The following is a 1,397-nucleotide window of genomic DNA, read 5'->3' as shown; positions in this document are numbered from 1 at the left end:
CAGCGAGACCTCGCTGCTGCCCCGCGGCAGGGCCGGCGGCACCAGGGCGAACTGCCCCTCCGCGTCGGCACTGGTGCGGGCGACGGGCCGGCCGTCGACCAGGAGCTCGACGGTGGTGTTCGGCGCGGCGCGGCCCGCCACCACGGATTCGCCGTTGGGTTCCACGCGCACCACGTCGAAGCGCGGGGCCGCGGCGGCGCGCTCGCCCGCCGCCGGCTGCCCGGGCCCGGCCTCCTCCGGGGCGCTTCCCGGGACGCTTCCCGGGGTGCCCTGCGGCCTGGCGGTGTCCGGCGCGCCGCCCGGCGCCCCGGGCCCGGCGAGCGGCAGGGCCGCCTGCGGCGACGGGGACCATTGCTGCCGCAGGTCGGCACCGAAGAGCGCCAGCACCAGGACCAGCCCGGTGACGAGCCCGCCTGCGGCGAGCGCGAGGCTGCGTGCGACCGCGCTGGACATCTCGGCCTCGAGCCTCCCTGGGACGGCCTCCTGGAACGGCCCCGCTGCACCGCGAAAACCGTCGACTGTCCGACCCATAATACTCTACATGGGCGGGACACCAAGCCGCCCCGCCGCGCCCGCGGCGGATTCCCGGGTGCCATCAGCGATTTGGCCCGCTCTTCGGGATGATCGGCCCCGATCCGGCGGCTTGCACGGACGAGTGACGGAGGAGGCCGGATGGCGCCGGTGAAGACGGTCTGTGTCTATTGCGGCTCCGGCTTCGGCGGGAACCCGGCTTTTCGCGATGCGGCGGAGCGCCTCGGGACCGCGCTCGCCCGGGCCGGCATCGGCCTCGTCTACGGCGGCGGCGATGTCGGGCTGATGGGCACGGTGGCCCGCGCGGTGATGCAGGGCGGCGGCCACGTCACCGGCATCATCCCGGATTTCCTCCAGGCCCGCGAGCACATGCTCGAGGACATCCAGGAGACGATCGTGGTGGGCGACATGCACACCCGCAAGCGCCTGATGTTCGAGCGCTCGGACGCCTTCGTGGCGCTGCCCGGCGGCATCGGCACCCTGGAGGAACTGGTCGAGCAGCTGACCTGGTCGCAGCTCGGCCAGCACCGCAAGCCGATCGTGCTGGTCTCGATCGCCGATTTCTGGAGCCCGCTCCTGACCCTGTTCGCGCACATGCGCGAGCAGGGCTTCATCCGCGACGGGCTGGAGCTGAGCTACCTCGTCGCCCAGGACGCGGACGCGGTGGTGCCGATGCTGCAGCGCACCGGACGCGGCAGCGATCCGGAGGCCGAGCGCTTCGTCGAGGAGCGGCTCTGAGGCGGGCGGACGTACCCGCGTCCTCCCTCCTGCGCAGAGGGGGCGATCGCCTATGGCCTGCGCCGTCCGGTTCGCACGGGAGCCGCGACGCGCTCCCTCTCCCATAGGGAGAGGGTTGGGGTGAGGGG

Annotated in this window: 1 protein-coding gene and 1 pseudogene; one reads left to right on the top strand and one right to left on the bottom strand. The window is 73.8% G+C overall.

What is annotated here, in order from left to right; translation table 11 throughout:
• Positions 1-453: pseudogene (locus tag AX737_RS05675) on the bottom strand (peptidoglycan-binding protein); the annotation flags it as partial.
• Positions 454-672: 219 nt separating this feature from the next.
• On the opposite strand from AX737_RS05675, the gene AX737_RS05670 reads away from it, so the two are divergent.
• Positions 673-1,269, top strand: a complete 597-nt coding sequence (locus AX737_RS05670; protein ID WP_066919713.1) for a TIGR00730 family Rossman fold protein — start codon at positions 673-675, stop codon at positions 1,267-1,269.
• The last annotated feature ends 128 nt before the right edge of the window (positions 1,270-1,397 follow it).

The sequence above is a fragment of the Methylobacterium sp. CCH5-D2 genome (assembly GCF_001556475.1).
GTDB classification, from domain to species: domain Bacteria; phylum Pseudomonadota; class Alphaproteobacteria; order Rhizobiales; family Beijerinckiaceae; genus Methylobacterium; species Methylobacterium hispanicum.
Note: the sequence above shows the minus strand (reverse complement) of the source record. Positions and strands in the feature narration are given on the sequence as shown.

What these genes read in the sequence shown, in the direction of transcription:
- AX737_RS05670 (WP_066919713.1), top strand. Translation starts at nt 673, where the DNA reads ATGGCGCCGGTGAAGACGGTCTGTGTCTATTGCGGCTCCGGCTTCGGC.